Here is a 24,090-nt window from a genome sequence, read left to right as displayed (position 1 = left end):
CTCAGCCCTGCAGGGTCTGCGACACCTGCTCGGCGAGGTCGGCGATGCGCGGACCCCACCGGGACGCGATGTCGTCGTCGGCGGCCAGCACCCGGCCGTCGCGGACCGCGGGCAGCGTGTCGAAGGCGGGACGTGCGGCCAGCGTCGCGGCGTCCTGGCCGCAGCACACGGTGTCGGCGAGGACGACCAGGTCGGGGGCGGCGTCCACGACGTACTCGGCGGACAGCTGGGGGTAGCCGGTGCCGTCGCCGGCGCCGTCGGCGATGTTGGTCAGCCCGAACAGGGTGTAGAGGCCACCGACGAAGGTGGCGCTGCTGGCGGCGTACCCGCTGGGGTCGAGCTCGTGGTAGACCGACAGGCCCTCGCCCGCGCCGCCCGCCGCGTCGACCGCGGCGTCGATCCGGTCCTGCGTGGTGGACACCAGGTCGGCGGCCGCGTCGCGGTGCCCGGTGGCCTCGCCCAGCGTCGTCATCTGGGCGTAGGCGTCGTCCAGGTACTCCGCGGCGCCCAGCTGCAGCACCGGGATGCCCAGGGTGCCCAGGTTCGCGGCCAGCCCGTCGACGTCGTCGCTGATGACGACCAGGTCGGGCTCGTACCCGGCGATCGCCTCGGCGTTGGGCGTGAAGGCCGACAGGTCGGTGACCGGCGCCTCGGCGGGGTAGGTCGAGGTGCTGTCGACGGCCACGACCTGGTCACCGGCGCCGATGGCGAACAGGTCCTCGGTGGCGGTGGCCGACATGGACACGATCCGCTCGGGCGCGGTGTCGAGGGTGAGCTCGCCGGTGTCGCCGTTGACGGTGACCGGGAAGCCGGCGTCGCCCGCGGTCGAGGAGGACGCCGACGGCGTCGCGGGGGAGTCGGCGCCCCCGGAGCAGCCGGCGAGGGCGAGCGCCGCCCCCAGGAGGACGACGAGGATCGGACGACGGGGCACGGGCGCTCCTGCGGCGGGGGAGACGGACCGCCGACGGGGGAGCCCCGACTGCGCGACCCGCTCCACGGGGGTCGGTGGCAGGACGGGGCGGCAGGCGACCTGGCTCGGGCCCCACGGGCCCTCACAGTTGCGGGACAGCGCCGGACTCGCACCGGCTTCGCTCCCACCTCGTCACCGGCCCCACGGCCGGCAGGGGCACGTTACCCGCGCGCGGCGAGCACCCGCTCGTACGCCGCCACGGTCTGCTCGGCGATGGCCGGCCAGCCGAACTCGGCGAGCACCCGGTCGCGGCCGGCGGCCCCCATGCCGGCGGCGCGGTCGGGGTCGGCCAGCAGCTCCGACATCCGGGCGGCCAGGCCGGCGGCGAAGGCGGCCGGGTCGTGCTCGTCGTAGGGCACCAGCAGGCCGGTGCGGCCGTCGGCGACGACCTCGGGGATGCCGCCCACGGCTGAGGCGACGACGGCGGTGCCGCACGCGGCGGCCTCGAGGTTGACGATGCCCAGCGGCTCGTAGACCGAGGGGACGACGAACACCGTGGCGCCGGTGATGAGCGGCACCAGCTTCTGCCGGGGCAGCATCTCCTCGATCCAGACCACGCCGTCGCGGCGGCGCTGCAGCTCGACGACGGCGTCGGCGACCTGCTGCCGCTCCGCGGGGGTGTCGGCGGCGCCGGCGCACAGCACCAGACCGGCCTCGGCGGGCAGCTGCTCGGCGGCGGCCAGCAGGTGCACCAGGCCCTTCTGCCGGGTGATCCGGCCGACGAACAGGGCGTAGGGCCGGTCGGGGTCGACACCGACCGAGCGGACGACGTCGTCGTCGTGGACGGGCCGGTACGCCTCGGCGTCGACCCCGTTGCCGACCACGAGGACCCGGTCGGGGTCGAGCTCGGGGTAGGCGTCGAGCACGTCGGTGCGCATGCCGTGGCTCACCGCGATGACCGCGTCGGCGGCCAGGTAGGCGGTGCGCTCGACCCAGCTGGACAGCCGGTAGCCCCCGCCGAGCTGGTCGGCCTTCCACGGCCGGCGCGGCTCGAGGGAGTGCGCGGTGACCACGTGCGGGACGCCGTGCACCAGGCTGGCCAGCTGCCCGGCGTGGTTGGCGTACCAGGTGTGCGAGTGCACGACGTCGGACCCGGCGAGCGCCGCGGCGATCTCGACGTCGACCCCGACCGCCTGCAGCGCGCCGTTGGCCTCGGCCAGGCCGGCCGGGACGGCGTGCGCGGTCGCGTCGGCGCGGGGCCCCCCGAAGCAGTGGACGTCGATCTCGGGCCCGGCCTCCAGCCCCCGCATGGCGGCGACCAGGTGCTCGACGTGGACGCCGGCACCCCCGTAGACGTCCGGCGGCCACTCCCGGGTGACGACTCCCACGCGCATGCCGGTGAACCTAGTGTGCCGAGCGATCAGGCGGGCAGCAGCTCCACCCGGACGCCGAGTGCGGCGTAGGTCGCCAGGGCACGTCCGTCCCGCGTCATCAGCGGGAGGCCCGCCTCGTGAGCGGCGAGCCCGACCAGCGCGTCGTACACCGCGCCACCGACGACGCCGGCCGCGGCGAGCCGATCCGGCACGAGACGAGCGACCTCGGGGCTCAGCACCACCGGACTCACGAACTGGGAGGCCATGGCCCGCACGACGTCTGCCGCGTCGGCCGCGCGGCCCATCCGCGTCAGCACGCTGTAGGTCTCGGCCGCGGAGTGCGCGGTGAGTGCCGGGCGGCGACCGGAGAGGGTGCGCTGCGCCGTGGCGTGCCACGGATGGGCGATCAGCAACGCGGGGACGGCGACGCTGGTGTCGACCGCGCAGTCGGCCTCGTGGCCGGTCAGCGCCGACCCTCGTCGATGAGACCGAACATCAGGTCGTCGTCCACGGGGCCGTCGGTCTCGATGGCGAGCTTGCCGTCGCCGATGTCGACCAGCCTCGCAGCTCGACCGCCGGGGACCACCTGCAGGCCGCCGCCGTACAGCGAGATGTCCACGGTGGCCCCGGGGGTCAGTCCCAGCGCATCACGGAGTGCCTTCGGGACGACGAGTCGCCCGGCCCCGTCGATCGTGGTCTCCATGGCATCACGCTACCAACGGAATGCCACTCGAGCGTTGCCCGCTCAGTCGTCGACTGATTGGCTGAAGCAGACGCGGGCGCCGCCGGCGCCGTCGTAGTCGTCCACCGGGTCGCTGACCACGAAACCGAGGCGGCGGTGGAACTCCTGCGAGCGGGTGTTGCCCACCGACGTGATCGCCCGCACCGACGTGCAGCCGAGGTCCCGCACGGTGGCCGCGAACCGGTCGTGCAGCGCCCGGCCGAGACCGGTGCCGCGCACGTCGGGGGAGACGCCGAGGAAGTGCACGTAGCCGACGGTCGGGTCGGTCTGCGAGACGAAGCCGACGAGGAACGCGACGAGCCGGCCACCGTCGTCGCGCACTGTCCAGCTGGTCGGCCCGAAGTGCTGGAAGAACAGCCGGGGGAGCAGTACCGCCCGGGCGTCGCCCCCGCCGTCCTCACCCCACCAGGTGCGGACGGCGGCCAGCACGTCGGCCTGGTCGTCCTCGGCCAGCGCCCGCCATCGCCACGGCTCGTCGTCGATCACCGGGGCAGGCTGCCGGGTCGCCGGCACGGTGTCGAGCGGGATTCAGTCCTCGGGGTCGTCGCAGTCGAAGTCGCCGCGGACGCTGGGCACCGGGGCACCCAGGGCCTCGAGGGCGGCGTGCACCCGGTGGCCGGCGCAGCACTGGGGGTAGGGGGGCTCCTCGAACGCCGCGAACGGGTCGGGCGCGGGGTACTCCACGGCGAGCTCGGGCCCGCCGTCCCAGTGGTCGCAGTGCTCGCCCGGGTAGCCGACGACGTCGGCCGACCGCGGCTCCAGGGCCACGACCAGGCCCTCGGGGCACAGCGTCCCGGTCCAGCGGCCCACGGCCTCGAGCAGGTCGCCGTACAACGCCGTCCAGTCGGCCAGCCGCTCCCCGACCGGGGTGAGCACCTGCACCCGGCCGTCGACGGCCACGTCGACGCCGGCCAGCCCGAGCGCGTCGCCGCCGCGCTGGAGCCGGAAGACGACCAGTCCCCGGTCGGCGCCGATCGTCGACCGCAGGTCGGCCAGGCAGCGTTCGAGGGCGATGTCGGCGGCCCGGCGGGCGGCCTCCATCGCCAGGCCTCGGGAGGAGGGTCGGCTGCGCTTCACCCGACCAGCTTCCCCTATCCCCGGCGCCCCGTGCCGCGGACGGGTGATGCCGCGCCGACCGGGTGCGCGACGGCGGTGATCAGCCGTTACCTTCACCACATGCGTGGCAGCCCGCGGATCCTCGGCATCGTCCTGGCAGGTGGAGAGGGCAAGCGCCTCTCGCCGCTGACCCAGGACCGGGCCAAGCCGGCTGTGCCCTTCGGGGGCAACTACCGGCTCGTCGACTTCGTGCTGTCCAACCTGGTCAACGCCGAGATCCGGCAGATCGCCGTGCTCACCCAGTACAAGAGCCACTCGCTCGACCGGCACATCACCACCACGTGGCGCATGAGCAGCCTGCTGGGCAACTACATCACCCCGGTGCCGGCCCAGCAGCGGCTCGGCCCGCGCTGGTTCACCGGCAGCGCCGACGCGATCTTCCAGTCGCTGAACCTGATCCACGATGCCCGGCCCGAGATCGTCGTCGTGTTCGGTGCCGACCACGTGTACCGCATGGACCCGGCCCAGATGATCGACCAGCACCTGCAGACCGGCGCCGGCGTCACGGTCGCCGGGCTGCGGGTCCCGCGCCGCGACGCCACCGAGTTCGGCGTCATCGACGCCACCGCCGAGGGCAAGGTCAAGAGCTTCCTGGAGAAGCCGGCGGACCCCCCGGGGCTCCCGGACTCGCCCGAGGAGAGCTTCGCCTCGATGGGCAACTACGTGTTCACCACCGAGGCGCTGCTGGAGGCCCTGCGCGCCGACGCCGAGGACGACTCCTCGGTGCACGACATGGGCGGCTCGATCATGCCCATGCTCGCCGACAAGGGCGAGGCCTGGGTCTACGACTTCACGACCAACAAGGTGCCCGGCGCCACCGAGCGCGACCACGGCTACTGGCGCGACGTGGGGACCATGGACAGCTACTTCGACGCGCACATGGACCTGCGCTCGGTGTCGCCGATCTTCAACCTCTACAACGACCGCTGGCCGATCTACACCCTGCCCCCGCAGCTGCCGCCGGCGAAGTTCGTGCTGGGCGGCCGCGCCGAGGACTCCATGGTCAGCGCGGGCGTCATCGTCGCTGGCGGCACCGTGCGCGGGTCGGTGGTCAGCCCCGGTGTGCGGGTCGACGGCGCCAGCTACGTCGAGGACAGCGTGCTCATGGACGGCGTCCACATCGGCGAGGGCGCGGTCGTGCGGCGGGCGATCCTGGACAAGAACGTCGTCGTCCCGCCGTTCGCCCGCATCGGCGTCGACCATGAGGCCGACCGCGCCCGCTACCACGTGAGCGCCGGCGGGGTCACCGTGCTCGGCAAGGGCGCCCGCGCCATCGTCGACTAGTGCAGCCCCTGGTCGTCACGTTGCTGCTGGCCGCCGACGCCCAGCAGCGGTTCGACGAGCTGCGGGCCCGGCACTTCCCGGCCGACCGGCTCGTGGTGGGCGCGCACGTCACGCTGTTCCACGCGGTGCCCGGCGAGCACGAGGACGCCGTCCGCGCCGACCTGGGGACGGCGGCCGCCCGGCCGCCGTTCGACGTCGAGGTCAGCGGGCTGCGGTCGCTGGGCCGCGGGGTGGCCTACGACCTGCGCTCGGACGACGTCACCGGGCTGCGGGCCGACCTGGCCCGCCGGTGGGCGCCGTGGCTCACCCGCCAGGACGCGCAGTGGCGGCACCCGCACGTGACGGTGCAGAACAAGGTCGCCCCCGAGACGGCCCGCGCCCTGCACGACGACCTCGCCGCCGGCTTCGAGCCCTACCCCGTCCGCGCCGAGGGCCTGGGCCTGTGGCGCTACGTCGGCGGGCCCTGGGACCCGGTGGCCCGGTACGCGTTCGGGCCGGAGGCCTAGCCGCGCTTGGTGGCGACCAGCAGGCCGGCGCCGACCGGGATGACGGCGCGCACGAGGTCCTCGTCGTCCTTCACCCCGCGCACCAGCTCGCGCCAGGCCACCGTCTGCGGGTCGCGCTGGGAACGGTCACCCACCGCCGAGGCGCTGATGCCGTGCATGACCAGCGAGCCGCCCACGCGCACGAGGTCGAGCAGCCCCGGCAGTTGCTTGCTGTACTCGGCCGGCGGTCCGGCGCAGCAGACGAGGTCGTAGGCGCCGGGGGACAACCGGGGCAGCACCTCGACGAGCGTGCCGAAGATCAGCCGGGTGCGGCCGCTGGGCAGCCCCGCGTCGGTGAAGGTGCGTCGGGCAGCGCGCAGCTCGGTGGGGTCGGCGTCGAGGGCGGTGAGGACGCCGTCGCTCCGCATGCCCTGCAGCAGCCACAGCCCCGCCACCCCGCCACCGCCGCCGACGGTCACGACCGAGCGGGCGCCCACACCGGCGGCCAGCACGGCGAGCGTGGCGCCGACCGCGGGACCGACGGGGGCGACGGTGCCCAGGGCGTCGACGGCGGCCTCGGCCCGGTGGCGGGCCTGGGCGAGGGCGGGCGGCTCGGCGGCGAAGGTGTCCGCGTACGCCGCCGCGTCGGCGGTCTGCCCGCCCGGGGGCGGTGGTCCGGCGGGGCTGGTCACCGGGCGAGGGTAGTGGCCCGGCAGCCACGGTGGCGCACCGAGTGCGTGCCGACGGCGCCTGCGGGACGCCTGTGACCGGCGCCCGGGCGGGAACACCGGGCACCCCGCCACCCGTTGGACCGGACGTGCGCCTGAAGCGTCCCTCGTCCGGGTCCCCCGCCGCCGAACCTGCCCCCCGTCAGGAGGTCGGCGCCGTCGCGGTCTGCGATCCTGGAGCGGTGACCGTCCCCCCCGTGTCCGACGCCGCCGCCGACGTCTGGGTGGCCCCGACCTGGGAACAGGTCGTGCGCGACCACTCCGCGCGGGTCTACCGGCTGGCGTACCGGCTCTCGGGCAACGCCCACGACGCCGAGGACCTGACCCAGGAGACCTTCGTCCGGGTGTTCCGGTCGCTGGCGTCGTTCTCGCCGGGGACGTTCGAGGGCTGGCTGCACCGCATCACCACCAACCTGTTCCTGGACATGGTGCGGCGGCGCCAGCGGATCCGCTTCGACGCCCTGCCCGAGGACACCGAGCGGCTGCCGGGCACCGCGCCCAGCCCGGAGCAGGTCTACTCCGACACCCACCTGGACCCCCAGGTGCAGGCCGCGCTCGACGCGCTGTCCCCCGAGTTCCGGGTGGCCGTCGTGCTGTGCGACATCGAGGGCCTCACCTACGAGGAGATCGCGGCCACGCTCGGCATCAAGCTCGGCACCGTGCGCAGCCGCATCCACCGCGGCCGGGTGCAGCTCCGCGAGGCGCTGGCCCACCTCGCCCCCGGTGTGCGCCCCGGCGCGGTCGAGGAGGGCACCCGGTGAACATCCCCGCCAGCCACCTGGCCCAGGAGGCCATTGCTGCCCTGGTCGACGGCGAGCTGTCCGGGGTCGCCGCCGGCCGGGCCGCCCGCCACCTGACCGGCTGCCTGCAGTGCCGCCTGGCGGTCGAGGCCCAGCGCGAGGCCAAGGAGGCCCTGCACACCAGCCGCGACGTCGCCGTCCCCGGTGACCTGCTGAGCCGGCTGCAGGCCATCCCGTTCACCGCCGACGTCTCCTCCTCGGGCGGGTTCGGTGGCTCCACCCCGCTGCTGGCCGGGCCCGACCGGGTCGTCGGCGGCGCGTTCTCCGCCCCGCTGACCCCGCAGGAGGACCCCGACCGCCCGGGTCAGGCACGGTGGCTGCGCCGCGGCATGGCCGCCGGGCTCGCCGGCATCGGCGTCGGGGTGGTCGCGCTGGCGGTCACGCTGCCCACCGGCGCGACGGCTGCGCCGGTCGCGCGCCCGGGCAGCTCGGTCGACGCCGTGCCGGTCGAGCGCACCGAGGTCGTGCCCCCGGTCGTGCGCACCGTCACCGTCGGTACCGACCTGAGGGGCGGCACGCCCTGACCGAGCCGCCCGAGGACCGGTCCGGGCCCGACGACGAGCCCTTCGCCCGGCCCGAGGGCACCGACGGCTCCTTCGACCGCTCGCCGTCCGCACCGGCCGCGCGCACCCGGCCGGTGCCGCCGCCGCCCGAGCAGCAGGCAGCCTTCGGCCGCCCCGCCGACGTCGACGGACCCTTCGCCGGCGGTCGCCCGACGCCCCGGCCCCGCCCGCCGCTCGCGCCCCCGCCGGAGGCCGTGCTGCGCGCCTTCGCCCCGCGCGACGGGCAGACCGGTCTCGGTCTCCCGCCCGGTGGTCGCCCCGGCCCGCGCCGCACCGCCAGCGGGCCCTGGTGGAAGGCCGACGCCGCGCAGGACCCCTGGCGCGACCCGCACGCCCCGGCCGGGTTGGGCCGCCCCGCGGAGTACGCCGAGGAAGCCGACGAGGCGGCCCAGCCAGGCCCGGTCGTCGTCGGCCGCTCGGGACGCCGCCGCCTGCGGCTGGCCGACGTGTCGGTGCCGCTGGCGCTCGTCGCCGTCCTGGCGCTGCTGTTCGTCGCCGCCCTGGGCGGCACGGTGAGCTGGTACCTCGGGCGCACCGCCGACCAGGAGCCCCTCATCACCGCGAACACCCGGCTGTCGGAGGTGTCGCCGGGCATCACGCGGGAACCCGGGTCGGTGGCCGGCATCGCCGAGCAGGTCGGGCCCGCCGTCGTCTCCATCGAGGTGCGGGTCGGCGAGTCCGGGGCGACCGGCTCCGGCGTGGTCGTCGACGCCGACAACGGCTACGTCGTCACCAACAACCACGTCATCTCCGGCGCCGCCGACGTCGACGGCGCCGAGATCCGAGCGGTCTTCTCCGACGGCAGCGGGTCACCGGCCCAGATCGTCGGCCGTGACCCGGCGAGCGACCTCGCCGTCGTCAAGGTCGACAAGCCCGGCCTGGTCGCCGCTGCCCTGGCCGACGGCGGCGACGTCGTGGTCGGTGACCCGGTGGTGGCCATCGGGTCGCCCCTGGGGCTGTCGGGCACGGTGACCAGCGGCATCGTCAGCGCCCTGGACCGCCCGGTCCGGCTGTCGGGGGAGGGCAGCGACACCAACGCCGTGATCAACGCGATCCAGACCGATGCCCCGATCAACCCGGGCAACTCCGGCGGGGCGCTGGTCGACGTCACCGGCGCGGTCATCGGCATCAACACCGCCATCGCCAGCCTGGGTGGCAACGGCACCACCGGTGGGTCGATCGGGCTGGGCTTCGCCATCCCGGTCGACACGGTGCGCGACATCGCCGAGCAGCTGATCAGCACGGGCACCGCGGTGCACGCCTCGCTCGGCGTGCAGGCGCGGTCGGTCACCGACGGCACCCGCGACGGTGCGCTGGTGGTGAACGTCGAACCGGGCAGCCCGGCCGCCGAGGCCGGCATCCGGGAGCAGGACGTGATCATCGCCGTCGACGGCGCGCCGGTGGGCAGCTCCGAGGAGCTGCAGGTGGCCGTCGACAGCAAGGACCCAGGGGACACGGTCACCGTCGAGCTGGTGCGGGGCGGGTCGTCCTCGACCGAGGTGCAGGCCACGCTCACGACGGCGTGACCGCGCCGACCGGCTGCCTAGAGTGGTCGGCGGCGTGACGACGGAAGGGGAGCGGTGTTCGACTCGATCGGCTGGGGCGAGATCGTCGTCCTCGGGCTCGCCGCGCTGTTCATCTTCGGCCCCGAGCGGCTGCCCACGCTCGCCCGGGACGCCGCGCAGGGCCTGAAGAAGGCCCGCGAGGCCATCACCGGCGTGCGCGGTCAGCTGCACGACAGCCTCGGCGACGACTTCGACCAGCTGCGCGACCTGGACCTGCGCAAGTACCACCCGAAGACGTTCATCCGCGACCAGCTCATGGGCGACGGCGACACCCCGGCGGCGGCACCCGCGGCCGGCGCCGGCCTCGCCGCGGGCGCGGCCACCGCGGCCCGCCGGACGCCGGTCGCCCGGGACCGGTCGCGGCCGGCGCCCTACGACACCGACGCGACCTGACCCCTGGGCGAACCCCCCGGCGAGTCCCTCAGCGGCGGACGGGCGTGAGCCCCAGCGACATCCCCGACAGCCCGCGGGAGCGCACGGCCAGCCCCTCGGCGATCTTCTCCAGCGACTGCGCCGCGGGGGCGTCGGGCTGGGCCAGGACGATGGGGGCGCCGGCGTCGCCGGCCTCGCGCAGCCGGGTGTCCAGCGGGATCTGGCCCAGCAGCGGCACCCGCGCACCCAGGGTCGTGGTGAGCGCGTCGGAGACCGCCTGGCCGCCGCCGGAGCCGAACAGCTCCAAAAGCGAGCCGTCGGGCAGCTCGAGCCAGCTCATGTTCTCCACGACGCCGACGACCTGCTGGTGGGTCTGCGTGGCGATCGCCCCGGCGCGCTCGGCCACCTCGGCGGCGGCCTGCTGCGGGGTGGTGACGACGAGGATCTCGGCGTTGGGGACCAGCTGGGCCACCGAGATCGCGACGTCGCCGGTGCCCGGGGGGAGGTCCATGAGCAGGACGTCGAGGTCGCCCCACCACACGTCGGCGAGGAACTGCTGCAGCGCGCGGTGCAGCATCGGTCCGCGCCAGACGACCGGGGTGTTGCCCGGGGTGAACATGCCGATCGAGATGACCTTCACGCCGTAGCTCTGCGGCGGCATGATCATGTTGTCGACCTGGGTGGGCTTGTCGTCGACGCCCAGCATGCGCGGCACGGAGTGGCCGTAGATGTCGGCGTCCACCACGCCCACGGAGAGCCCGCGCTTGGCCAGCGCGGCGGCGAGGTTCACCGTGACGCTGGACTTGCCGACCCCACCCTTGCCGGAGGCCACCGCGTAGACGCGGGTCAGCGAGCCGGGCTGGGCGAAGGGGATGACGGCCTCGGGGGCGTCGGTGCCGCGCACGGTCTTGCGCAGCTCGGCGCGCTGCTCGTCGTTCATGACGTCGAGGCCGACCCGGACGCCGGTGACCCCGGCGACCTGGCCCACGGCCTCGGTCACGCGGCTGGTGATCGTCTCGCGCATCGGGCAGCCCGAGACCGTCAGGTAGACGTCGACCTCGACGAGGCCGTCGGCGCCGATGCGGACGTCCTTGATCATGCCGAGCTCGGGGAGCGGGCGGTTGATCTCCGGATCCTGCACGGTGGCCAGGGCGGCGTTGACCGCGTCGGCGGCCGGGGTGCCGGTCAGCGTCTCGGACATGCGGTGGTGTGTCTCCTCGCATCGATGGGGGTCCGCGTCGTCGCGGTCGCCCGGGCCCCGGAGGGCGGCGACCCGCGCTGCAGGCCACCGACCACTGTACGTCCGGCACCGGACCTAGAGTCGGGCCACGTGACCGACGAGGTGACCGACGCCGCTGCCGCCCGCCGGGCGACGATCCGCGACGCCCTCGGCCTCGGGGTGGCGGTCGGCCTCTACGGCGCCGCGTTCGGGGCCGCGGCGGTGGCCGCCGGGCTCGACGCCTGGCAGGCCTGCGCGCTGTCGCTGCTGATGTTCACCGGCGCCTCGCAGTTCGCCCTGGTCGGTGTCCTGGGCGCCGGGGGTGGGGCGCTCGCCGCGGTGGGCAGCGCCGTGCTGCTGGGCACCCGCAACACCATCTACGGCGTGCGGCTGGTGCCGCTGCTGCAGCCGGCCCGCGGTCTGCGGCGCCTGGGGACGGCGCACCTGGTCATCGACGAGTCGACCGCGCTGGCCCTGGCCGCGCCCGACCGGGCCAACGCCCGGCTGGCGTTCACCCTCGGGGGCGGGTCGATCTTCCTGGGCTGGAACGTCACCACGCTGCTGGGCGCGCTGGGCGCCGACGCGCTGACCGGGCCGTGGCTGGCCGCGCTGGACGCCGTCGTCCCGGCCGCCTTCCTGGCGCTGCTGTGGCCGCGGCTGCAGCGGACGTGGGCAGAACCCGCGGCGCAGCGGCGGGTGGCCCTCGGCGGTGCGGTGGTCGCGCTGGCGCTGACGCCGGTCGTGCCAGCCGGGGTCCAGGTCATCGCCGCCGTGGCCGCGGTGGCGCTGGCCGGGGGGTGGCGGCGGTGAGCGCCACCTGGATCGCGGTGCTGGCTGGTTGCCTCGGTTGCTACCTGCTCAAGCTGGCCGGGCTGAGCGTGCCGGCGGCCTGGGTCGAGCACCCGGTGGTGCGCCGGGTGGTGGACTTCGTGCCGGCCGCACTGCTGGCTGCGCTGGTGGCGGTGCAGGCGGCGACGTCGGGGTCGGACCTGGTGGTGGACGGCCGGCTGGCCGCGCTCGCGGTGGCCGCGCTGGCCCTGGCGCTGCGCGCGCCGTTCGTCGTCGTCCTGCTGCTGGCCGGGGCCACGGGGGCGGGCATCCACCTGCTGGGGTGAACTACCGTCGGCGCGTGGCGGAGGTGGAGCTGGACGGGCGGCTGGTCGACGAGCAGAGCCGCTGCGCCCACTACCGCACCGAGCTCGACGTCGTCGCCATCCGGTTCGCCTGCTGCCCGCCCTACTGGGGCTGCCACCTGTGCCACGCCGAGTGCGCCGACCACCCCGCCGTCGTCTGGCCCGCCGGCGACCGGGTGGCCCACGCCGTGGTCTGCGGGGTCTGCCGGCACACCCTGTCGGTCGAGGACTACGTCGTCGCCGACGGCTGCCCGCACTGCGCCGCGCGGTTCAACCCCGGCTGCCGGCTGCACCACCACCTGTACTTCGCGCCGCCCGCCCGTGCCCACTGACCCCCGCGGCCTGCGCGGCGACGCCCCGCTGCTGGACGCCTGGCTGAGCTTCCGCGAGCAGGCGCCCACGCCGTTCACCATCCCCGGCCACAAGCAGCGCCACGACCTGGTCGGCGACGTGGTGGCCGGGGACTTTCCGCTCTACGGCGGGCTGGACACCGTCAAGCTCGCCGGCGGGCTGCTCGCCGACGCCGAGGCCCGCGCCGCGGCGCTGTGGGGCGCCGACGTCTGCCGGTTCTCCACCGGCGGGGCCACCCACGCCAACCAGGCGGTCGCCCTGGCGCTGGGCCGGCCCGGCGACCGGGTGGTCGTCAGCCGCACGCTGCACCGCTCCCTGCTGCTCGGTCTGGTGCTGGCCGGGCTGGTCCCGGTGTGGGTCCGGCCGGACGTCGACCCGGCCACCGGCCTGCCGCTCGGCGTCCCGCCCGCCGCAGTGGCCCGGGCGCTGGCCGCCGCCCCCGACGCCGTCGCGGTGCTCGTCGGCGACCCCTCCTACGTCGGCACGGTCGGCGACGTCGCCGGGCTGGCGCAGGTCGCACACCGTCACGGGGTGCCACTGGTCGTCGACGGCGCCTGGGCGGCGCACTTCGGGTTCCACCCCGAGCTGCCCCGGCACGCCCTCCAGCTGGGTGCCGACGTGCTGGTCACCAGCGCGCACAAGACGCTGCCGGCCTGGAGCCAGGCCGCCCTGGTGCTGGCCCGCACCCGGCTCGTCGACCCCGCCCGGCTGGACGCCGGCGTCGAGGCCACCGCCACCACCAGCCCGGCCGGCGCCGTGCTGGCCAGCACCGATGCCGCCCGCGCGCTGCTGGCCCGCGACGGGGAGCAGCTGCTGGGCGCCGCGCTCGCCGCCGTCCGCCGGGCCCGCGAGCGGCTGGCCGCCGTCCCCGGCCTGGTCGTGCTCGGCGGGGCGGGCACCGACCCGCTCAAGCTCGTCCTCCTGCTGCCCGGCACGGGCGCGGACGGCGTCGCCGTCGAGCAGGACCTGCTGGCCGCCGACGTGCCGGTCGAGGCCGCCGAGCGCGACCTGCTGGTCGCCGTCGTCTCCCTGGCCGACGACGACGCCACGCTGCAGCGGTTCACCGACGCCGTGGCCGCCTCGCTGCGGCGGCGCCGCGGGCCGGCCCGGGCGGTGGTCGGGGCGGCGGTCTACGCCGTCGACCCCGAGCAGGTGCTGCCCCCGCGCGAGGCCTTCTTCGCCGACGCCGAGGCGGTCCCCTTCGCCGCCGCGGTCGGCCGGGTGTGCGCCGAGCTGGTGGCGCCCTACCCGCCGGGCATCCCCGTGCTGGCCCCCGGCGAACGGGTCACCGACGCCGCCGCCGCCGCGCTGCTGGCCGCGCGGGACGCCGGGGTGCGGGTCGCCTACGCCGCCGACCCCACGCTGGGCACGCTGCGCGTGGTCCGCTGACCGGTCAGTCGGCCGCGGCCTCGCGGGCCTGCTGCTCGCGCTTGCGCTTGCGCTCCTTCTTCCGGCGGGCGGCGGCCTCGTCGTCGGGCGGGGACAGCCGGTCGAGCTCGCGGGAGATGAAGTCGCGGGTGGCCAGCTCACCGATGGCCACCCGCAGCGAGGCCAGCTCGCGCGCCAGGTACTCGGTGTCGGCGCGGGTCTGCGCGGCGCGGGCGCGGTCCTCCTCGGCCTGCACCTTGTCCCGGTCGGCCTGCCGGTTCTGCGCCAGCAGGATGAGCGGCGCGGCGTAGGCGGCCTGGGTGGAGAAGGCCAGGTTGAGCAGGATGAACGGGTAGGGGTCGAAGCGGAGCGCCACCCACGCGACGTTGATCGTGATCCAGACGATCACGATGATCGTCTGGATGGCCAGGTACCGGCCGGTGCCCAGGAAGCGGGCGATGACCTCGGCGTAGTGGCCGATCGCGTCGGGGTTGAACCGCAGGAACGCGGCGATGCTGCGGGTGCCCGAGGGCTGGTCCAGCTGCAGGTCCGCGCGGCGCGCGGCGTCGGGCCGCTCAGCCACGACGCTCACGGTCGCGCCAGTCGTCGGGCAGCAGCGCGTCGAGGACGTCGTCCACCGTCACCGCGCCGAGCAGCCGGCCGGCGGTGTCCACGACCGGCGCGGCCACCAGGTTGTAGGTGGCGAAGTAGCGGGTGATCTCGGCGAGGGGGGCCTCGGGCCGCAGCGGCTCGAGGTCGTCGAGCACCCCCGACACCAGGGTGAACGGGGGTTCGCGCAGCAGGCGCTGGATGTGCGCCAGACCCAGGTAGCGGCCGGTGGGGGTCGCCGAAGGGGGCCGGCACACGTAGACCTGGCTGGCCAGCGACGGCGTGATCTCCTCGGCGCGCACGCGGGCCAGGGCCTCGGCGATCGTGGCGTCGGGGGCCAGGATCACCGGCTCGCTGGTCATCATGCCGCCGGCGGTGTCCTCGGAGTACTCCAGCAGCCGGCGCACCGACTCCGCCTCGTCGGGCTCCATGAGGCCCAGCAGGCGGTGGCGGTCGACACCGGGCAGCTCGTTGAGCAGGTCGGCCGCGTCGTCGGGGTCCATCTCCTCGAGGACGTCGGCGGCGCGGTCCTCCTCGAGGGTGCCCAGGATCGCGATCTGCTCGGTCTCGGGCAGCTCGCCCAGCACGTCGGCCAGCCGCTGGTCGTCGAGGGCGTCGGCGACCTCCAAGCGGCGCTTGGCCGGCAGGCCCTGCAGCGCGTGCGCGAGGTCGGCCGGCTTGAGCTCGCGGTAGGTGGCCAGCAGCGCCTCGGCGCTCTGGTCGGTGGACTCCAGGGCCAGGCCGGTCACCTCGTCCCAGGCCACCTGGTGCAGCTGCCCGCGCCGGCCGAAGCGACCGGGCTCGGCGACCGCGAGCCGGGTCAGCGCCCAGTCGCCGGTGCGGGTCTGCTCCATCGAGGCGTCGACCACGACGGCGGCCCGGCCGTCCTCGGGGAACTGCACCCGCCGGTCCAGCAGCTCGCCGAGCACCAGCGTCTCGCCGGCCCGCTGCTCGAAGTGCCGCAGGCTCAGGGTGCCGGTGGACAGCGTCACCGCGCCGGCGTCGACGCGGGTGACCCGGCCCATCGGCAGGAAGATCCGCTTGCGGGCGACCACCTCGAGCACCAGGCCGAGCACCCTCGGCGCCGCCGGCCCGACCCGCAGCGCCACGACCGCGTCGCGCACCTTGCCCACCCGGTCGCCGTCGGGGTCGAAGACGGTCAGCCCGGCCAGGCGGGAGACGTACGCTCGCGTCGCCGTGGTCACGGGGGTGGAGGCTACCGTCGCCGCCGTGCTGCCCTTCGAGGTCGTCGACGTCTTCGCGCCCCGCCCGTTCGCCGGCAACCCGTTGGCCGTGGTCCTCGACGCCGGGCAGCTGACCACGGGGCAGTGCCAGGCGCTGGCCCGGGAGTTCCACCTGTCGGAGACCACCTTCGTCACCGCGGTGGAGGCGCGCGGGTACCGGGTGCGCATCTTCACGCCCGACACCGAGCTGCCCTTCGCCGGTCACCCCAGCGTCGGCACCGCGCACACCCTGGTGCGCCTGGGGCTGCTGCCGGCCGGGACCGTGCAGCAGGTGTGCGGGGTCGGCGTCGTCCCGGTCGAGGTCACCACCACCGGCGCCCGGCTCACCGGCGGCCCGGTGCAGCTGCGGCCCGGCCCCGACCCGGCCGCACTCGCCGCCGCCCTCGGCCTGCGCCCGGACGACGTCACCGGCCGGCCGGCCCACCTCGTCGGCTGCGGCATCGAGTTCGCCCAGCTCGACGTGCACCCCGGGGCCCTGGACCGCGCCGTGCCCGACCGCCGGGCGCTCGCCGCCCTGCTGCCGGACGTCGAGGGCGGGGTGTCGGTGCTGGCCCGCGGCCCGGGGACCGAGCACACCGTGCGGGTCTTCGCCGGCGGGCTGGCGTGGGAGGAGGACCCGGCGACGGGATCGGCGGCGCTGGGCACCGGGGTGTGGCTGGCCGCCGAGGGCCTGACCGGCGAGGGGACGACGGCCTTCCGGCTGCACCAGGGCGCGGCGCTGCACCGGCCGTCGGTGCTCGACGCGACGGTGGCGGTCGAGGGCGGCCGGGCGGTCGGGGCCACCGTGGCCGGCGACGTGCACCCGGTCTCGCGCGGCACGATCGCCGTCCCCTCGTCCACGGCCCTGTGAGCGCGACCGACGCCTGGGCCGTGCACCGGCCCGGCGGCCGGGACGTGGCGATCATGGCCGTGGCGGTCGTCGGCGTGTCGCTGTCCGGGCCGATGACCGCCCTGGTCGCCGCGCCCGCGCTGGCCATCGCGTTCTGGCGCAACGCGGCCGGGGCGGTGGCGCTGCTGCCGGTGCTGCTCACCCGCGAGCGCGCGGGGCTGGCCGGCCTGCGGCTGCGCGACCTGCGCAGCTCCGTCGTCGCCGGGCTCTTCCTGGCCGGGCACTTCGCCGCCTGGCTGCCGAGCCTGTCGATGACCACGGTGGCGGCCTCGATCGCGCTGGTCACCACCACCCCCATCTGGACGGCGCTGGCCGCGCGGCTGTCGGGCGTGCGGCTGCCCGCCCAGGTGTGGTGGGGGCTGGTGCTCGCCGTCGGCGGGGCGGCGCTGATCGCCGGGGTCGACGTCACGGTGTCCTGGACCGCGCTGGCCGGCGACGGGCTGGCGCTGCTGGGGGCGATCGCCGCCGCCGGGTACGTGCTGGCCGGGGCCCGCGCCCGGCAGCGGCTGACGACGTCGGCCTACGCGGTGGTCTGCTACTCGACCTGCGCGGTGGTGGTGGCGCTCGGCGCGCTCGCGGTCGGGGTGCCGCTGGCCGGGTTCAGCGCCCGCGACTGGTGGCTCATCGCCGGCATCACGGTCGTCGCCCAGCTGCTGGGCCACACCCTGTTCAACCTGGTGCTGTCGACGGTCGGGCCGACCGTGGTGGGGCTGGCCATCCTGCTCGAGGTCCCCGGCGCGCTGCTGGTCGCGCTGGTGCTGCTGAGGCAGCTGCCGCCGCTGCTGGCGCTGCCCGGGATGGCGCTGGTGGTGGTCGGGGTGGCCCTCGTCGTCCGGGCGTCGCGGCCCCCGACGGTGGTCGAGCCGCTGACCTGACCTGTGCGTCCGGTCACGCTGCGGTGCCGGCACCTCGGTCGCTCGTTACTGTCCGGTAACCCATCGTCGATCGTGGAGGCACCGTGGCCGAGCTCCGATCCCGCCGTTCCAACCTCGCCGTCCCGGGCAGCAACCCCCGGTTCCTGGAGAAGGCCAAGGGCCTCCCAGCGGACCAGGTGTTCCTGGACCTGGAGGACGCCTGCGCGCCGCTGGCCAAGCCCGGCGCCCGCAAGAACATCGTCGCGGCGCTGAACGAGGGCGGCTGGGGCGACAAGATCCGCACGGTGCGGGTGAACGACTGGACGACGGAGTGGACGTTCCAGGACGTCATCGAGGTCGTCGGCGGCGCCGGGGCGAACCTCGACTGCATCATGCTGCCGAAGGTGCAGGACGCCGGTCAGGTGCAGGCGCTGGACATGCTGCTCACCCAGATCGAGAAGGCCCACGGCCTCGAGGTCGGGAAGATCGGCATCGAGGCGCAGATCGAGACCGCCCAGGGCCTGATCAACGTCAACCAGATCGCCTTCGCCAGCCCGCGGATCGAGACCATCATCTACGGCCCGGCCGACTTCATGGCCTCGATCAACATGAAGTCCCTCGTCGTGGGCGCGCTGCACCCCGACTACCCGGGCGACCCCTTCCACTACATCCTCATGCAGATCCTCATGGCCGCCCGCGCCCGCGGCGTGCAGGCCATCGACGGGCCGTTCCTGCAGGTGCGCGACGTGCCCGCCTTCGAGGAGGTCGCCAAGCGCTCGGCGATGCTGGGCTTCGACGGCAAGTGGGTGCTGCACCCGGGCCAGATCGACGCCGCCAACGAGATCTACGCCCCCTCGCAGGAGGACTACGACCACGCCGAGCTGATCCTCGACGCCTACGAGCACGCCACCAGCGAGGCCGGCGGCAAGAAGGGCTCGGCGATGCTCGGCGACGAGATGATCGACGAGGCCAGCCGCAAGATGGCCCTGGTCATCGCCGGCAAGGGCCGCGCCGCCGGCATGAGCCGCACGTCGTCGTTCACCCCGCCCGAGGACTGAGCGGCCGGCTTCGGCCCCTGCGCGTCAGGGGCCGAAGCTGAGCACGGTCACCAGTGCCCACAGCCAGGTGAGCAGGAGCAGCCCGTAGACCGCCGTCCCGGCCGAGCCGACCACGATGCCGGCCAGCGCCAGGCCGTCGCCCTCCTCGCCGGTCCGCCGGATCGTGCGGCGGGCCGAGATGCCCAGCCCGAGCCCGACCGGCGGGAACACGAAGGCGAACACCAGCGCCAGGATCGCGGTGGTGTTCGTCGGGCGCCGTACCACGTAGACCGGCTGGCCGTACCCCGGGGGCGGCCCGTACCCCGGGGGCGGTCCGTACCCGGGCGGGGGCCCGTAGCCGGGCGGGGGTCCGGACGTCGGCGGGGGCCCGTACGTCGGCGGAGGCACGGCGCCCTGGGTGGCCTGCACCGGCGGGTCGCCGCGGTAGAAGCCGTCGTCTTGGCTCATGGGTCCTCCTGGGGTCGCCGGCCAGCCTGGCAGAGGTGACGCACCACACCGGGGAGGTGGCGGTCGCTGCGCCATACTCACCGGTAACCCCGGACACCGTCGTCCCCCGAGGAGCAGCCATGACCCGCCTGGCCCAGACCGCCGACCTGACCGAGATCCAGACCGAGATCCTGTCCACGGTCCGCCGGTTCGTCGACCGGGAGATCATCCCGCGGGCGCAGGAGCTCGAGCACGCCGACACCTACCCGACCGAGATCGTCGACGGGATGAAGGAGATGGGGCTGTTCGGCCTCATGATCCCCGAGGAGTTCGGTGGCCTCGGCGAGAGCCTGCTGACCTACGCGCTGGTGGTCGAGGAGATCGCCCGCGGCTGGATGAGCGTCTCCGGGGTCATCAACACCCACTTCATCGTCGCCTACATGCTCATCCAGCACGGCACGCCGGAGCAGAAGGAGAAGTACCTGCCCCGCATGGCCACCGGCGAGGTGCGCGGGGCGTTCTCGATGAGCGAGCCGGGCCTGGGCTCCGACGTGGCCGCCATCCGCACGCGGGCCAAGCAGGACGCCGACGGCAACTACACGATCGACGGCGAGAAGATGTGGCTGACCAACGGTGGCAGCTCCACCCTGGTGGCCGCGCTGGTGCGCACCGACGAGGGGTCGGCGAAGGCCCACGAGAACCTCACGACGTTCCTGGTGGAGAAGCCCACCGGCTTCGGCGAGGTCGTCCCGGGCCTGAGCATCCCCGGCAAGATCGACAAGATGGGCTACAAGGGCGTCGACACCACCAGCATGGTGTTCGACGGCTACCAGGCGAAGGCCGAGGACATCCTCGGGGGCGTGCCGGGCAAGGGCTTCGCGCACATGATGGACGGCGTCGAGGTCGGCCGCGTGAACGTCGCCGCGCGGGCCTGCGGCATCTCCATCCGGGCCTTCGAGCTGGCCGTCGCCTACGCCCAGCAGCGCGAGACGTTCGGCAAGAAGATCGCCGGCCACCAGGCCATCGCCTTCCAGCTGGCCGAGATGGCCACCAAGGTGGAGGCCGCCCACCTGATGATGGTCAACGCGGCCAAGCTCAAGGACAGCGGCAAGCGCAACGACGTCGAGGCGGGCATGGCCAAGCTGCTGGCCAGCGAGTACTGCGCCGAGGTGACCACGCAGTCCTTCCGCATCCACGGCGGCTACGGCTACTCCAAGGAGTACGAGATCGAGCGGCTCATGCGCGAGGCGCCGTTCCTGCTCATCGGCGAGGGCACCAGCGAGATCCAGAAGACCATCATCAGCCGCGGCCTGCTGAAGGAGTACCAGCTCAAGGGATGAGGCGCGGGTGGGTGTCGGTCGAGGACGCCGCCGGCGGCCGGTGGTGGCTGGCGGTCTTCGACGACGGCTGGGTCGAGCTGCCCGCGCGCGACCAGCAGCCCTCGGGCCCGCGGGCCCAGCTGCGCCAGCTGGCCGTCCTCGTCGGTGCCTTCGGCCTGCTGGTGCTGCTGTCCCAGATGGCCGGCCGCTTCGACGGGGCGGGCCCGGCCGGAGCGGTCGTGTTCGGCGTCGGCGCCCTGGCGCTGCTGCTGTTCTCGGCCGTGCAGGTCGCCCGCTCCCGGGCCCGCGACCGGACCTCGGCGGGCTACGCCGAGCGCTTCGACGGCGCGCGGCGGGTCGGGTCCGCGCAGGTGGGCGCGGTCGTCGTGACCGGCCCCGACCGGCCGGCGCCGCAGGACCCGCTGGTGGTGTCGGTGCTGCTGCACGACGGCGGCACGCTGACCTACCGCACCCCCGACCCCGCCGCCCGCGACCTGTTCGCCCCCTGGACCAGCCTCACCTGAGCGCCGTCGTCAGGTCGTACAGCTCGACGCCCTCGACGTGCTCGGCGGGGAAGGTGCGCTCGACCCAGGTGGCGATCTGCTCGGCGGCCCCGGAGCCGCCGCTGCTGCGGCCCACCGTCCCGGCCACGAACCAGTGGACGGCGCCCTCGGCGACCTCCTGCTGGAACTGCTCCAGGGTGGGGGAGGGGTCGCTGCCGTTGAACCCGCCGAGGGCCATGACCGGGTCACCGGTGGCCAGCTGGTAGCCCGCGGCGACCTGGGAGCCGACCGCGGCGGCCACCCAGGTGTAGGTGGAGGCGTTCTGCCGCAGCAGCTGGGTGACCCGGGGGCCGGGGTGGCTGGCGGTGACGAGGGACCCGTGCGCGCCGACGGGGGCCCGCCCGGTCGCGATCCCGCCGCCGGGGCCGGCGGTGACGATCGACCCGGCGTGCGGGGTGCCGGCGGTCTGCAGGGCGTAGGCCGCGGGCCCGGCGAGCGCGGCGGGCACCGCGGCGGCCAGCACCAGGACGCCGACGGCGCGGCGCAGGTGGGCGACGAGCAGGCCGAGCGCGGCCAGCAGCGCCACCACCAGCACGACCGGTCGCAGCCCGGGCGCGAAGGCGGGCGTCCGCGCGAGCAGCACCCACGACCACGCCCCGGTGCCGGCCAGCACGGCGGCCAGCACCGCCCGCGCCCACCACGAGCGTCGCCGTGCCCACAGCAGGCCACCGCCGATGCCGGCCACGGCGGCCACCGCCGGGGCCAGCGCGACCGTGTAGTACGCGTGGAAGATGCCGGCCATGAAGGAGAAGGTCAGACCGGTGACCAGCAGCCAGCTGACCCACACCAGCAACGCCGACCGGCGGACGTCGGTGCGCGGCACCCGGCCCACCGCCACCAGGCCGGCCGCGCCCAGGGCCAGGGCGGCGGGGAGCAGCCAGCCGACCTGACCGCCCACCTCGACGTCGAGGAGCCGGCCGAGCCCGGTCCGACCCCAACCCGCAGCACCGCCGACCGAGCCGGTCTCGTCGCCGGTGAGCCGGCCCAGCCCGTTGTAGCCCCAGACCAGCTCCCACACGGAGTCGGTCTGCGAGCCGCCCACGTAGGGCCGCCACCCGGAGGGCACCAGCTCGACGACGGCCAGCCACCACCCGCCGGTGACCACCAGCGCGAGGCCGGCCAGCAGCAGGTCGACCACCCGGCGACGCAGGGACGAGGGGGCGCAGACCAGCCACACCAGCGCGAACCCGGGCACGACGAGGAACGCCTGCAGGGTCTTGGTCAGGAAGGCGAGGCCGAGGAGCACGCCGACGCCCACCAGGGTGGCCCGGCGTCCCGACTGCAGGGCGCGGGTGAGCAGGTAGCCGGCCAGGGTGAGCAGCAGGACCAGCAGGGCGTCGGGGTTGTCGAACCGGAACATGAGGACGGCGACGGGGGTCAGCGCCATGACCGCCCCGGCCAGCAGGCCGGCCCCGGGGCCGGCGACCCGGCGCACGGCCAGGAAGACGACGCCGGTGGTCGCCACGCCCATGAGCGCCTGGGGCACCAGCAGCGACCACGGGTTCAGCCCGAACAGCCGCACCGAGAGGTCCATGACCCAGAGCGAGGCGGGCGGCTTGTCGACGGTGATGGAGTTGGCGGCGTCGGAGGAGCCGAAGAAGAAGGCCTCCCAGCTCTGCGAGCCGGCCTGCGCGGCGGCGGTGTAGAAGGCGTTGGCCCACCCCGAGGCGGCCAGGTCCCACAGGTACAGCACGCCGGTGGCCGACAGCAGCGCGACCACCGCCGGGCGCACCCAGAGCGGGTCGCCGGCGGGGACCGGGTCGGACGGCGGGTCGGACGGTGCGGCCGGCGCCGTCGGTCGGTCCAGCAGCGTGCTCATCGCCCTGCGGGCTCCAGCTCCGGGACGACGACGGTGCGGGTGACCCGGGGGGTGCGGCTGCGGAAGACCCAGGCGCGCAGGAGCACGAACCGCACCAGGGTGGCCACCAGGTTGGCCGCGACGAGGAAGCCCATCTCGACCAGACGGTGCGGGTGCGGGTCCCACCGGGTGAGCGCGGCCAGCGTGCCGCTGGTCAGGGCCAGGCCGAGGGCGAACACCAGCAGGCCCTGGAACTGCGCGGTGGCCGCGCCGCCGCGCCCGCGGATGCCGAAGGTCAGGCGCCGGTTGGCGGCGGTGTTGGCCACGGCGGTGACCGCGAGGGCGACGAGGTTGGCCGGCTGGGCGTCGAGGGTGTGCCGCAGTGCGACGAACAGCGTCAGGTAGGCCAGGGTGGAGACGGCGCCGATGACGGCGAACCGCACGAGCTGGCCGACCAGGCCCGCGGGCACGCCGTCGAGCGCGGGTTCGACCAGGGGGCCGCGGCCGATCTGGGCCCGCAGGTCGGCCAGCGGCAGGCGGCCGGTGGTGAAGGCGCGCCACATGCGCGCGATCCCCGCGAGGTCGGCGCGGGCGGTCGCCGCGATGTGCACCCGGCTGTCGGGGTCGTCGACCCAGTCCACCGGGACCTCGGCGATGCGCAGCCCGGCGCGCTCGGCCAGCACGAGCAGCTCGGTGTCGAAGAACCACCCGGTGTCCTCGACCAGGGGGAGCAGGCGGGCGGCGACGTCGGCGCGGATGGCCTTGAAGCCGCACTGGGCGTCGGAGACGTGGGTGGCCAGGGTGCCGCGCAGCAGCAGGTTGTAGCTGCGGGAGATGAACTCCCGCTTGGCGCCGCGCACCACCCGTGACGACCCGGCCAGGCGGGTGCCGATGGCCAGGTCGGAGTGGCCGCTGATGAGCGGTGCGACCAGCGGCAGCAGGGCGTTGAGGTCGGTGGAGAGGTCGACGTCCATGTAGACCAGGACGGCGGCGTCGCTGGCCCGCCAGGCCCGGTTCAGCGCCCGGCCGCGGCCGGGCTCGGTCTCCACCCGGACGACGACGTCGGGCAGCTCGGCGGCCAGCCGCTGGGCGACGCCGAGGGTGCCGTCGGTGCTGGCGTTCTCGGCGACGGTGATCCGGGAGCTGAACGGGAGCGTGGCCAGGTGGGCGTGCAGGCGGCGCACGCATCGCTCCAGGTCGGCCTCCTCGTCGTGCACGGGGACGACGACGTCGAGGACCGGGACGGGACGGACGGGCGGGGGCATGGCGGGGACTGTGGGCGTGCTCCCTGATGGCTGGCGGCGGAGTCGCTGCAGGCCTG

General features: G+C 75.2%; 28 protein-coding genes and 1 riboswitch. Of the genes, 15 read left to right on the top strand and 13 right to left on the bottom strand.

Annotated elements, in window-relative coordinates; all coding sequences use genetic code 11:
- Window position 1: 1 nt before the first annotated feature.
- The 6 genes from TEK04_RS02535 to TEK04_RS02510 all read right to left on the bottom strand — a co-directional run bounded on the left by TEK04_RS02535 (window position 2) and on the right by TEK04_RS02510 (window position 4,102).
- Window positions 2-931: an ABC transporter substrate-binding protein gene (locus TEK04_RS02535; protein WP_336402733.1), complete on the bottom strand. Its 930-nt coding sequence runs from the start codon at window positions 929-931 to the stop codon at window positions 2-4.
- 98 nt (window positions 932-1,029) lie between these two features.
- Window positions 1,030-1,087: riboswitch (cobalamin riboswitch) on the bottom strand.
- Between the two features lie 44 nt (window positions 1,088-1,131).
- A complete protein-coding gene (gene glgA, locus TEK04_RS02530) occupies window positions 1,132-2,304 on the bottom strand; it encodes a glycogen synthase (RefSeq protein WP_336402732.1) in 1,173 nt (390 codons plus the stop codon).
- 26 nt (window positions 2,305-2,330) lie between these two features.
- Window positions 2,331-2,750: a PIN domain-containing protein gene (locus TEK04_RS02525; RefSeq protein ID WP_336402925.1), complete on the bottom strand. Its 420-nt coding sequence runs from the start codon at window positions 2,748-2,750 to the stop codon at window positions 2,331-2,333.
- Complete coding sequence (locus TEK04_RS02520) at window positions 2,747-2,986, bottom strand: AbrB/MazE/SpoVT family DNA-binding domain-containing protein (protein WP_336402731.1); 240 nt, start codon at window positions 2,984-2,986, stop codon at window positions 2,747-2,749. Before TEK04_RS02520 ends, TEK04_RS02525 begins: the two co-directional genes overlap by 4 nt.
- Window positions 2,987-3,028: 42 nt before the next feature.
- Complete coding sequence (locus TEK04_RS02515) at window positions 3,029-3,511, bottom strand: GNAT family N-acetyltransferase (RefSeq protein WP_336402730.1); 483 nt, start codon at window positions 3,509-3,511, stop codon at window positions 3,029-3,031.
- A 42-nt stretch (window positions 3,512-3,553) separates the two neighbouring features.
- The gene (locus TEK04_RS02510; protein ID WP_336402729.1) at window positions 3,554-4,102 is read right to left on the bottom strand and encodes a hypothetical protein; all 549 of its coding nucleotides are present in this window, start codon (window positions 4,100-4,102) and stop codon (window positions 3,554-3,556) included.
- 99 nt (window positions 4,103-4,201) lie between these two features.
- Here TEK04_RS02510 and glgC point away from each other — a divergent pair, with 99 nt between their 5' ends.
- On the top strand, window positions 4,202-5,425 hold the full coding sequence (gene glgC / locus TEK04_RS02505) for a glucose-1-phosphate adenylyltransferase (protein ID WP_336402728.1): 1,224 nt from the start codon (window positions 4,202-4,204) through the stop codon (window positions 5,423-5,425).
- A complete protein-coding gene (locus TEK04_RS02500) occupies window positions 5,425-5,931 on the top strand; it encodes a 2'-5' RNA ligase family protein (protein WP_336402727.1) in 507 nt (168 codons plus the stop codon). The genes glgC and TEK04_RS02500 overlap by 1 nt, the downstream gene beginning before the upstream one ends.
- Here TEK04_RS02500 and TEK04_RS02495 read toward each other — a convergent pair.
- A complete protein-coding gene (locus TEK04_RS02495; protein WP_336402726.1) occupies window positions 5,928-6,602 on the bottom strand; it encodes an O-methyltransferase in 675 nt (224 codons plus the stop codon). The two genes, TEK04_RS02500 and TEK04_RS02495, sit on opposite strands and share 4 nt — an antisense overlap.
- Before the next feature lie 218 nt (window positions 6,603-6,820).
- Here TEK04_RS02495 and sigE point away from each other — a divergent pair, with 218 nt between their 5' ends.
- From sigE to TEK04_RS02475, 4 genes are all read left to right on the top strand, one after another.
- Window positions 6,821-7,399, top strand: coding sequence for an RNA polymerase sigma factor SigE (gene sigE / locus TEK04_RS02490; protein ID WP_336402725.1), 579 nt, complete (start codon window positions 6,821-6,823; stop codon window positions 7,397-7,399).
- Window positions 7,396-7,962 carry an anti-sigma factor family protein gene (locus TEK04_RS02485; RefSeq protein ID WP_336402724.1) on the top strand — a complete coding sequence of 189 codons (567 nt, stop codon included), beginning with the start codon at window positions 7,396-7,398 and terminating at the stop codon, window positions 7,960-7,962. Before sigE ends, TEK04_RS02485 begins: the two co-directional genes overlap by 4 nt.
- 113 nt (window positions 7,963-8,075) lie before the next feature.
- Window positions 8,076-9,527, top strand: a complete 1,452-nt coding sequence (locus tag TEK04_RS02480; protein WP_336402723.1) for a S1C family serine protease — start codon at window positions 8,076-8,078, stop codon at window positions 9,525-9,527.
- A 54-nt stretch (window positions 9,528-9,581) separates the two neighbouring features.
- Entirely contained in the window at window positions 9,582-9,959 is a 378-nt protein-coding gene (locus TEK04_RS02475) for a twin-arginine translocase TatA/TatE family subunit (protein ID WP_336402722.1), read from the top strand.
- Between the two features lie 28 nt (window positions 9,960-9,987).
- Here the strand turns inward: TEK04_RS02475 and TEK04_RS02470 are convergent, their stop codons facing one another.
- Window positions 9,988-11,139, bottom strand: a complete 1,152-nt coding sequence (locus tag TEK04_RS02470; protein WP_336402721.1) for an Mrp/NBP35 family ATP-binding protein — start codon at window positions 11,137-11,139, stop codon at window positions 9,988-9,990.
- A 129-nt stretch (window positions 11,140-11,268) separates the two neighbouring features.
- Between TEK04_RS02470 and TEK04_RS02465 the strand changes: the two genes are divergently transcribed.
- The 4 genes from TEK04_RS02465 to TEK04_RS02450 are packed head-to-tail and all read left to right on the top strand — an operon-like array spanning window position 11,269 to window position 14,030.
- The gene (locus TEK04_RS02465) at window positions 11,269-11,967 is read left to right on the top strand and encodes an AzlC family ABC transporter permease (protein WP_336402720.1); all 699 of its coding nucleotides are present in this window, start codon (window positions 11,269-11,271) and stop codon (window positions 11,965-11,967) included.
- Window positions 11,964-12,272, top strand: coding sequence for an AzlD domain-containing protein (locus TEK04_RS02460; RefSeq protein ID WP_336402719.1), 309 nt, complete (start codon window positions 11,964-11,966; stop codon window positions 12,270-12,272). Before TEK04_RS02465 ends, TEK04_RS02460 begins: the two co-directional genes overlap by 4 nt.
- A gap of 14 nt (window positions 12,273-12,286) precedes the next feature.
- Complete coding sequence (locus TEK04_RS02455) at window positions 12,287-12,622, top strand: CHY zinc finger protein (protein ID WP_336402718.1); 336 nt, start codon at window positions 12,287-12,289, stop codon at window positions 12,620-12,622.
- The gene (locus TEK04_RS02450; protein WP_336402717.1) at window positions 12,612-14,030 is read left to right on the top strand and encodes an aminotransferase class V-fold PLP-dependent enzyme; all 1,419 of its coding nucleotides are present in this window, start codon (window positions 12,612-12,614) and stop codon (window positions 14,028-14,030) included. The genes TEK04_RS02455 and TEK04_RS02450 overlap by 11 nt, the downstream gene beginning before the upstream one ends.
- 4 nt (window positions 14,031-14,034) lie before the next feature.
- Here the strand turns inward: TEK04_RS02450 and TEK04_RS02445 are convergent, their stop codons facing one another.
- Window positions 14,035-14,592: a DUF1003 domain-containing protein gene (locus tag TEK04_RS02445; protein ID WP_336402716.1), complete on the bottom strand. Its 558-nt coding sequence runs from the start codon at window positions 14,590-14,592 to the stop codon at window positions 14,035-14,037.
- The gene (locus TEK04_RS02440; protein WP_336402715.1) at window positions 14,585-15,823 is read right to left on the bottom strand and encodes a magnesium transporter MgtE N-terminal domain-containing protein; all 1,239 of its coding nucleotides are present in this window, start codon (window positions 15,821-15,823) and stop codon (window positions 14,585-14,587) included. The genes TEK04_RS02445 and TEK04_RS02440 overlap by 8 nt, the downstream gene beginning before the upstream one ends.
- Before the next feature lie 4 nt (window positions 15,824-15,827).
- On the opposite strand from TEK04_RS02440, the gene TEK04_RS02435 reads away from it, so the two are divergent.
- From TEK04_RS02435 to TEK04_RS02425, 3 genes are all read left to right on the top strand, one after another.
- Window positions 15,828-16,712 carry a PhzF family phenazine biosynthesis protein gene (locus TEK04_RS02435; RefSeq protein WP_336402714.1) on the top strand — a complete coding sequence of 295 codons (885 nt, stop codon included), beginning with the start codon at window positions 15,828-15,830 and terminating at the stop codon, window positions 16,710-16,712.
- The gene (locus TEK04_RS02430; protein ID WP_336402713.1) at window positions 16,709-17,626 is read left to right on the top strand and encodes a DMT family transporter; all 918 of its coding nucleotides are present in this window, start codon (window positions 16,709-16,711) and stop codon (window positions 17,624-17,626) included. The genes TEK04_RS02435 and TEK04_RS02430 overlap by 4 nt, the downstream gene beginning before the upstream one ends.
- A gap of 83 nt (window positions 17,627-17,709) precedes the next feature.
- On the top strand, window positions 17,710-18,663 hold the full coding sequence (locus TEK04_RS02425) for an HpcH/HpaI aldolase/citrate lyase family protein (protein ID WP_336402712.1): 954 nt from the start codon (window positions 17,710-17,712) through the stop codon (window positions 18,661-18,663).
- A gap of 24 nt (window positions 18,664-18,687) precedes the next feature.
- Here the strand turns inward: TEK04_RS02425 and TEK04_RS02420 are convergent, their stop codons facing one another.
- Window positions 18,688-19,110, bottom strand: a complete 423-nt coding sequence (locus TEK04_RS02420) for a DUF4190 domain-containing protein (RefSeq protein WP_336402711.1) — start codon at window positions 19,108-19,110, stop codon at window positions 18,688-18,690.
- Window positions 19,111-19,229: 119 nt separating this feature from the next.
- On the opposite strand from TEK04_RS02420, the gene TEK04_RS02415 reads away from it, so the two are divergent.
- Both TEK04_RS02415 and TEK04_RS02410 read left to right on the top strand, forming a co-directional pair.
- Complete coding sequence (locus TEK04_RS02415; RefSeq protein ID WP_336402710.1) at window positions 19,230-20,429, top strand: acyl-CoA dehydrogenase family protein; 1,200 nt, start codon at window positions 19,230-19,232, stop codon at window positions 20,427-20,429.
- Window positions 20,426-20,932: a hypothetical protein gene (locus TEK04_RS02410; protein ID WP_336402709.1), complete on the top strand. Its 507-nt coding sequence runs from the start codon at window positions 20,426-20,428 to the stop codon at window positions 20,930-20,932. The genes TEK04_RS02415 and TEK04_RS02410 overlap by 4 nt, the downstream gene beginning before the upstream one ends.
- Here TEK04_RS02410 and TEK04_RS02405 read toward each other — a convergent pair.
- Both TEK04_RS02405 and TEK04_RS02400 read right to left on the bottom strand, forming a co-directional pair.
- Window positions 20,925-22,790, bottom strand: coding sequence for an ArnT family glycosyltransferase (locus TEK04_RS02405; RefSeq protein WP_336402708.1), 1,866 nt, complete (start codon window positions 22,788-22,790; stop codon window positions 20,925-20,927). The two genes, TEK04_RS02410 and TEK04_RS02405, sit on opposite strands and share 8 nt — an antisense overlap.
- Complete coding sequence (locus TEK04_RS02400; protein ID WP_336402707.1) at window positions 22,787-24,034, bottom strand: bifunctional glycosyltransferase family 2/GtrA family protein; 1,248 nt, start codon at window positions 24,032-24,034, stop codon at window positions 22,787-22,789. The genes TEK04_RS02405 and TEK04_RS02400 overlap by 4 nt, the downstream gene beginning before the upstream one ends.
- Window positions 24,035-24,090: the final 56 nt, after the last annotated feature.

Origin of the sequence: Klenkia sesuvii, from assembly GCF_037083825.1 — a bacterium.
GTDB lineage: Bacteria > Actinomycetota > Actinomycetes > Mycobacteriales > Geodermatophilaceae > Klenkia > Klenkia sesuvii.
The sequence above is the reverse complement of the archived record's forward strand: the minus strand, read 5'-3'. Positions and strand labels throughout refer to the sequence as shown.

Coding starts and splice junctions, on each gene's coding strand:
- glgC (WP_336402728.1), top strand. CDS start 4,202: ATGCGTGGCAGCCCGCGGATCCTCGGCATCGTCCTGGCAGGTGGAGAG.
- TEK04_RS02405 (WP_336402708.1), bottom strand. CDS start 22,790: ATGAGCACGCTGCTGGACCGACCGACGGCGCCGGCCGCACCGTCCGAC.
- TEK04_RS02410 (WP_336402709.1), top strand. CDS start 20,426: ATGAGGCGCGGGTGGGTGTCGGTCGAGGACGCCGCCGGCGGCCGGTGG.
- TEK04_RS02400 (WP_336402707.1), bottom strand. CDS start 24,034: ATGCCCCCGCCCGTCCGTCCCGTCCCGGTCCTCGACGTCGTCGTCCCC.
- TEK04_RS02420 (WP_336402711.1), bottom strand. CDS start 19,110: ATGAGCCAAGACGACGGCTTCTACCGCGGCGACCCGCCGGTGCAGGCC.
- TEK04_RS02415 (WP_336402710.1), top strand. CDS start 19,230: ATGACCCGCCTGGCCCAGACCGCCGACCTGACCGAGATCCAGACCGAG.
- TEK04_RS02520 (WP_336402731.1), bottom strand. CDS start 2,986: ATGGAGACCACGATCGACGGGGCCGGGCGACTCGTCGTCCCGAAGGCA.
- TEK04_RS02470 (WP_336402721.1), bottom strand. CDS start 11,139: ATGTCCGAGACGCTGACCGGCACCCCGGCCGCCGACGCGGTCAACGCC.
- glgA (WP_336402732.1), bottom strand. CDS start 2,304: ATGCGCGTGGGAGTCGTCACCCGGGAGTGGCCGCCGGACGTCTACGGG.